The organism is Clostridium sp. D53t1_180928_C8 (genome assembly GCF_015667795.1).
GTDB lineage: Bacteria > Bacillota > Clostridia > Clostridiales > Clostridiaceae > Clostridium.
The window spans coordinates 20267-27288 of record NZ_JADPEL010000041.1; the positions used below are offsets into that span (position 1 = coordinate 20267).

Here is a 7022-nt window from a genome sequence, read left to right on the forward strand (position 1 = left end):
TTTATAAGAGGTGTATTATAATGTGTGAATTATGTAGAGTATGTGGTAAATCATTAAATCGCTCTCAATATAGTAAGGATGGAAAGTTTAAGTCGTGTCCAAGATGCTCTGTTGAAAATGGAGTAGAACACGTTTATTATTCATATCCTGAAGAATTTGGAACAACTCCAAAGAGAGCATCAAGTAATAGGCCGGATGGACCACAAAGTCATTGTGAAAGTTGCAGATTTTCAAAATCTAGCTATCCTAATGGAGTACTATGTAGTGAAATAGAAAAATAAATTTATTAATTAATAAATAGCCTTTGATTTTTTCAGAGGTTATTTATATTTAATATAAAATTTTTAAGAAACGTATGTTCTTGTGGCCTTATTTGATTTATACTTAAATATATAATACTTTGGAGGATTAACTATGAAAAAAAATAAAATAATATTAGCAGCACCTGTGTTAAAATGGGTAGGTGGAAAAAGACAACTTATGAGTGAAATAGAAAAAGTGTTGCCCAAAACATATACTACATATTATGAACCATTTATAGGTGGAGGAGCAGTATTATTTGAGTTACAACCAAACAAGGCTGTAATTAATGATGTTAATGGTGAATTAATAAATTTATATACTGTAATAAAAGATGATGTAGAGTTATTAATAGAAGATTTAAAAAAACATGAAAATACACCAGAATATTTTTATAGTATAAGAGAATTAGATAGAAAAAAAGATAAATATGAGAACTTATCGAATGTTGAAAAAGCATCAAGGATAGTATATCTAAATAAAACTTGTTTTAATGGATTATTTAGAGTTAATAAGGCTGGAGAGTTTAACTCACCTTTTGGAAAATATAAAAATCCTAATATTGTTGATGAGGTAACGCTTAAGGCTGTAAGTAAATATTTTAACAAAGCTGATATAAAGATTTTAAATGGTGATTTTGAGGCAAGTTTAAAAGGAGTTAGAAAAGGTGCTTTTGTATATTTAGACCCACCATATGACCCAGTTTCAAATAGTTCTAACTTTACTGGGTATGATAAGGGCGGATTTAATAGAGATGAGCAAATCAGATTGAAAAAATTATGTGACAAATTAGATAAAAAGGGTGTTAAATTTTTATTATCAAACTCTGCAACAGACTTTATAAAAGATTTATATAAGGATTATAATATCAAAATAGTTAAAGCTAAAAGAGCTATAAATTCAAATGGTAATGCTAGAGGCGAAGTAGATGAGGTGTTAGTGAGAAATTATGAGTAAAGGTAAAAATGATATAGCTTGGGAATTTTTATTTAATAAGTATAATATAATTTCTGAAATTAATGATAAAGGTAAATTTGAAATTACAGCTAAACAAATTAATGAAGTAAGAGAAGCAAGGTTGATGACTAAATTTGACCATAAAGTAAATTTGCCTAAAGTTTTTGCTGATAATAAGCTTTCAATATTACCAATCACTAGGGGAAGTTATATAATTTCTAAGTTTGAAGCATATAGTAAATTTGAGAATACGAATTCGGAAATTGTTAGGGTACAATTTCCGGATTACATCGAAAGTATAGATTACGAAAATATTAGTAGTGAAGCTATGGCAATTAATTGTGCATATGTTTCAGGTATAATACATGATTTTATAGAAGATGAAGGATTAGTTCCAACAGTTAATGGGAGAATGAGTTCTGATTTATTTAGTTTTAATATAAAAAGTAATAATGGTGATATGAATGTTGAGGTTAAAAATTCTCAAATTGAAATAGATGGAGGATATGAAGGACTTAAAACATTAAGTTTAATTGAAGCAAAAAACTCAATTTCAGATGATTTTATAATAAGACAACTTTATTACCCATATAGATTATGGAGTAATAAAGTTGATAAAAAAGTAAAGCCAATATTTATGGTATATTCAAATGGAATTTATAATTTATATGAATATGAATTTAAGGATAAAGAGGATTATAATTCATTAGTATTAGTAAAACAAAAAAATTATACAATTGAGAATATAGATATAGAAATAAAGGATATAATAGATGTACTTGAAAATACAGAAATAGTAGACGAGCCTAAAATTCCATTTCCACAAGCAAATAACTTTAATAGGGTTATAAACTTATGTGAGTTATTATATAAAAATGAAATGACAAAAGAAGAGATAACTGTAAATTATGATTTTGACCCTAGACAAACTAATTATTATACTGATGCAGGACGATACCTTGGTCTTATAAATAAAAAAAGAGAAAAAGAAGGAGTTAAGTTTTTTTTGACAGTAGAAGGGAAAAAATTATTTAGCTTAAAATATAGAGAAAGACAATTAAAGTATGTAGAATTGATATTTAAACATAAAGCATTTAGGAAATGTTTTGATGAGTGTTTATTATCTAGTGAGATTCCTAACAGAAGAGAAGTAGTGAAAATTATGGAGGAATCAGAACTTTATAAAATTGAATCACTTAATACATATGAGAGAAGGGCATCAACTGTAACAGGATGGGTTAATTGGATAGTACAATTAACTAAAATGGTATCCGAGTAAAATTTTAAATATATATTATAAATATGAATAAAGCTATATTAGTTTATACTAATATAGCTTATTTTTGATTGGAGGATTATGAAATGAGGAAATTTTACTTAGAAAAACATATAAATCAATTAAAAAAATATCCTATAGAAGTAATTAAAAGTATTTCTAAAACTATATATATACTTAATGAAAACTATGGAGCTGATAGAAATATAGAAACTGACTTAGGTGGATATGTAGTTATAGCAGAAAATATCGTAGATATCGAAATACTGAAACAAGGTAAGTTACGAGGAATAATACCAGAATATATAGATGTAATTGAGTGTAGTGAAGGAGTTAATTGGACTTCTTCACTATTTTTGCTTTCAAGTGATTATTCAATAGTGGTAGTGTGTAATGAAGAACTTTCTAAGTTCCTACTAGAATAAGATAAGGAGGTTGAATTAATGTGAGTAAGAAGAGTGAAGAAAAGATAATCAAGGAAACTAAATACTGTAAGATAATAAGCCAAGGAAAAGTTGGAGAAGGGGAATACACATACTCAATAGAGAAAATCTACATAAAAGAACTAAAAAGAGATGAAGTAAGATTCTGTGTCTACAAGGCAACTAGAAGAGGTGATGAAACATACATTCCAAGAAGTCTTGATGTAACAGAGCTAGAACTAATAGAGTTAATAAAAGAGTCAATAAGTAGAAAAGTATTTTCAGAAGGATTCATTGAAATGTTAAAACAAGAAATAAGTAAAATCTAAAAGTCTTAATTGCTATAAAAATGGTGATTAAGACTTTTTATATTTTATATGAAGATTAGGAGTAAATAAAAATGGTAGCAAAGCAATTTTCAGATATAGTGCAAAGATTTCTAATGAAAGAAATAAGTAAGGTTATAGCAAAGTATAGTAGAGTCGGTAATGAGAATATAGAAGTTGTTGAAGAATTGATGAAGATAATAGAGGATGAAGAACTTAAAGAAAAACTCTATAAAGATTTTGATAATACATTAAAAATAGCAAAGGAATTAGAAGGTGAATATGTAGAAGATAGAACAGATATAATTTCTATGTACCTAGGAATAAAAGATAATACAGAGCTAAAAGTAACTATAAAAGAAGTAATAAAATATTATGATGACTTAAAAGATAATGACTATATATTGATTGATGGAAGTCATCTAATATATAAGAAAGCTTCTAACTTAAAAAGTCTTGCTAAATTATTGTTAGAAAATATGATGGATGATGAATGGCATATAGATAGATTGTTTGATAAAGATACAATAATATCATATTGGGTAGAAGGAGTAAGCAAAAGTGAAGTTATAGAGGAATTACTTTCAGATGGAGAAGTAGAAGATATATTGGATTTAGATTCAGTATATATATTTTCAAATAAAGCAGATGAATATTTATATTCAGAAATAGAAGTATAAGAGCTAACCATATTAATGGTTGGCTTTTTTGAGATTGGAGGGAAATTGTATGAAGAGAATTCTATGTGTAGGTGTAATAAGAAATGGAAAGATAGAAATAAAAACTAACAATAAGGAGATAGAAAGATATGTTCAAGAAAAATAACAGATATGTAACAAGAGGAGTAAGTGAGGAAGTAGATATAAGACTACAACTAATAATGTGGAGCATGATTGATAAGCTAAAAGATAAAGGAAATATTGAAGTGGATTACTTACAGATTTTCAAGATAAGAAAGGAAGGAAATAAGATTGTAATAAATCAAAGTCAAGAAGTTCCAGAGTATTCATTTACACATGAAATAGAAGTTGAAGATATTCGGATGGATTATGTGATTAAATTATATGTAATAGATAGTGAAGAATATTCTACTATGTTATTTCCATATGAGTATTAGTAGTTATAGGAGAAAAGATATGAGAGTAAATTAAGTAAGAAAAATTCTATATAAAATATGAAATATATCAAAAATAGTATAAATAATATGTAAAAATATAAAAAAAATAAGAATAAACTACAAAAAATGACATAATAAACTATATATGTATGATAATATATATATAGTTTATTTTGATAACTAATTAATATATTTAAGTAAGGAGTAGATTAATAATGTGGTATGTTCTAAATATGTAAATAAAGAATTATAAGAAAACTATTATTTAAGTGCAATATTAGGAGGTTGTTTATACAATGAAATGTAATAAATGTGGACAAGATATAGAAACAAATTCTAAGTTTTGTAGTAACTGTGGAGAAGCTATATCTATAAAAAAAGAGTATTTTAATGATGATTTAAAAATTGAAAGTAAAAAATTTGAATTTAATGAAAAATCTAAGTTGACTTGGTATGGATATACAACTACAGAGGTTATATGTAAAGAAGAGGAAGTAAATATTAGGAAAATTAAAACTTTATTCTTAAGTAAGGAGAAAATGAATAAGGATATAAAATATTCTGATATTAAATCTTTAGAGTATAGAACTAATTTATCTATAGTATATTCTGGATTAGGAGCTTTAGCTATTGTATTAGCAGTATCATTTTCTTCTTTATATTTGATTTTACTAGGTGCATTATTATTATTTTTGTCTTTTGAAAGAATACTTTATATAAATAATAAAGAAATAAAAATTAAAGACTCTAGTATTAAAAACAATAAATTTACTGAATTTATATCTATAATAGAAAAAAGAGCTAATATAACAGCTCAAGTAAGTAGCAAAAAACAAAATATTATTAGTTCTATAATTAAAGTAGTGTTAGGACTAGTTATTATGGCATCATTTTATGGAGCAATTGCTTTATTAACAGATGGTGTAAAAGGAAAAGAATATATAGATATTGTAAAAAATGGTTCGTTTGATAATTATCCAAATGTTGAAATTGGAGAAGCTTTTGAAATTTATTTTGATAATCCTAAATGGAGATATTTTGTTTCAGATAAAGATATTGATGTAGTAGAGTTTACTGGAAAATGTATGTATGATAATGCAGAAGTAACAGCTTTAATACAGTTTACGATTGATAATAATTCTAGATTTGAGGCAAAATATTTTTCGATGAATGATGTATCACAAAATTTGTTAATGCTGTATGGACTTATTGATGTTGTAATGGAAGATTCAAATACAAATGAGATATTAGATTCAAGTTATAACAATATAGATGAAGAAATAGTTAATAAAGAAAGCGAAGTTTTAGAAGATATAGAAGATATAGAAGATAATTATGGTTACTATAAACCAAATGATCTTGGAGAGAAATATGTTACTTATATGAGTGAAAATTTAGCGCATGATGATATTGAAACAATAAAAGAAACAGTATTAGAGATGTTTTTTATGAACTGTTCAAACACTATAGGAGATTCTTTAAATAATTATTTAGAAGATATTCAATTTAGTGACTATCAAACAGAAAAAGGAACTACTATTACCATAAAAGGATATTCCGATAAAGTAGGAAATGATTTAATGGTTAGTATTTTAGCAACTTTTGAAGGGGATGTATATTTAACGGAAATAAGACAAGGAAAAAATAATACAATGATGGATATTTCAACTCAATTAAAAATAGCTGATGATATATTTGAATAAAAAGTAGAGTTTTATTACTTTTTAAAAGGTTAATCAACATAATAGATGATTGGTTGTGTTATGGTTGTGTTACATAAGAAATAAAATTATATTATATAAGTTAAATAAAAGCCTTGTAGAGTTGATTTTACAAGGCTTTTTTGGTGCACCCAGAGGGATTCGAACCCCCGACGCCTGGATTCGAAGTCCAGCACTCTATCCAACTGAGCTATAGGTACAAAATGTATATAAACTATTATAATATTAAAAAAAATAAATTGCTAGATATTGTTATAGTACTTTTATATAATCAATTCAATATTTGATAATTTTTAATATTTATTTAGTAGAATAATTATAGTAAATATCACATAAAGAGGTAATTTATATAATAATCATATATAAATATTCAAATTGTTTATTAATAATACTTATATTTAGTATAAAAATAAGTTTTTTTATTAATAGATGTAGACAACATATAACTAATAATAATAATAAGTTACATAAAAACTCAAAAAATATGAAAAAAACACCATACTCTTTACCAAGCGTATCAATAATAGAAAAAAAGAGAAAAATATCACAAAACAGAAGAAAACAATGAATAATTTTGATTAATGATAATTATAATACATTTAAAGAGTAAATGCTATGATAAAATAGTCATTGTCCTTGAGGGAAACAATTAATAACTAAAACAAGTTGAAATAACTTGAAAAAAGTTTTTAAAAAATATGTTGACATGAAAGAGACAAAGTGATAAGATAAGGAAGTCGCTTCGATGCGACACAATAAATGATCTTTGAAAATTGAACAGAATATAGTTAAAGTAAACCAGCAATTCTTTTGAGAGTCTTAAAACAAGACTCAAAGTAATTTGAGCAAATGATTAAACTTTTTAGTGAGAGTTTGATCCTGGCTCAGGACGAACGCTGGCGG

8 protein-coding genes and 1 tRNA gene are annotated in these 7022 nt (G+C 25.6%); 8 read left to right on the forward strand and 1 reads right to left on the reverse strand.

What is annotated here, in order from left to right; translation table 11 throughout:
* The first annotated feature begins 20 nt into the window (after positions 1-20).
* The 8 genes from I4V51_RS16550 (at position 21) to I4V51_RS16585 (ending at position 6101) form a co-directional block, all read left to right on the forward strand.
* On the forward strand, positions 21-281 hold the full coding sequence (locus tag I4V51_RS16550) for a hypothetical protein (RefSeq protein WP_195989539.1): 261 nt from the start codon (positions 21-23) through the stop codon (positions 279-281).
* Between the two features lie 133 nt (positions 282-414).
* A complete protein-coding gene (locus I4V51_RS16555; RefSeq protein ID WP_195989540.1) occupies positions 415-1257 on the forward strand; it encodes a DNA adenine methylase in 843 nt (280 codons plus the stop codon).
* Positions 1250-2536, forward strand: a complete 1287-nt coding sequence (locus tag I4V51_RS16560) for a transcriptional regulator (protein ID WP_195989541.1) — start codon at positions 1250-1252, stop codon at positions 2534-2536. Before I4V51_RS16555 ends, I4V51_RS16560 begins: the two co-directional genes overlap by 8 nt.
* Before the next feature lie 83 nt (positions 2537-2619).
* Positions 2620-2958, forward strand: coding sequence for a hypothetical protein (locus I4V51_RS16565; RefSeq protein ID WP_195989542.1), 339 nt, complete (start codon positions 2620-2622; stop codon positions 2956-2958).
* A gap of 20 nt (positions 2959-2978) precedes the next feature.
* Positions 2979-3284, forward strand: coding sequence for a hypothetical protein (locus I4V51_RS16570; protein WP_099327674.1), 306 nt, complete (start codon positions 2979-2981; stop codon positions 3282-3284).
* Positions 3285-3355: 71 nt separating this feature from the next.
* Positions 3356-3961 carry a hypothetical protein gene (locus I4V51_RS16575; RefSeq protein ID WP_195989543.1) on the forward strand — a complete coding sequence of 202 codons (606 nt, stop codon included), beginning with the start codon at positions 3356-3358 and terminating at the stop codon, positions 3959-3961.
* A gap of 128 nt (positions 3962-4089) precedes the next feature.
* Entirely contained in the window at positions 4090-4398 is a 309-nt protein-coding gene (locus I4V51_RS16580) for a DUF960 family protein (protein WP_195989544.1), read from the forward strand.
* A 296-nt stretch (positions 4399-4694) separates the two neighbouring features.
* Complete coding sequence (locus I4V51_RS16585; RefSeq protein ID WP_195989545.1) at positions 4695-6101, forward strand: zinc ribbon domain-containing protein; 1407 nt, start codon at positions 4695-4697, stop codon at positions 6099-6101.
* Between the two features lie 141 nt (positions 6102-6242).
* Here the strand turns inward: I4V51_RS16585 and I4V51_RS16590 are convergent.
* Positions 6243-6319: transfer RNA gene (locus I4V51_RS16590), tRNA-Arg, on the reverse strand.
* Positions 6320-7022: the final 703 nt, after the last annotated feature.

What these genes read in the sequence shown, in the direction of transcription:
- I4V51_RS16580 (WP_195989544.1), top strand. Translation starts at nt 4,090, where the DNA reads ATGTTCAAGAAAAATAACAGATATGTAACAAGAGGAGTAAGTGAGGAA.
- I4V51_RS16565 (WP_195989542.1), top strand. Translation starts at nt 2,620, where the DNA reads ATGAGGAAATTTTACTTAGAAAAACATATAAATCAATTAAAAAAATAT.
- I4V51_RS16575 (WP_195989543.1), top strand. Translation starts at nt 3,356, where the DNA reads ATGGTAGCAAAGCAATTTTCAGATATAGTGCAAAGATTTCTAATGAAA.
- I4V51_RS16585 (WP_195989545.1), top strand. Translation starts at nt 4,695, where the DNA reads ATGAAATGTAATAAATGTGGACAAGATATAGAAACAAATTCTAAGTTT.
- I4V51_RS16555 (WP_195989540.1), top strand. Translation starts at nt 415, where the DNA reads ATGAAAAAAAATAAAATAATATTAGCAGCACCTGTGTTAAAATGGGTA.
- I4V51_RS16560 (WP_195989541.1), top strand. Translation starts at nt 1,250, where the DNA reads ATGAGTAAAGGTAAAAATGATATAGCTTGGGAATTTTTATTTAATAAG.
- I4V51_RS16550 (WP_195989539.1), top strand. Translation starts at nt 21, where the DNA reads ATGTGTGAATTATGTAGAGTATGTGGTAAATCATTAAATCGCTCTCAA.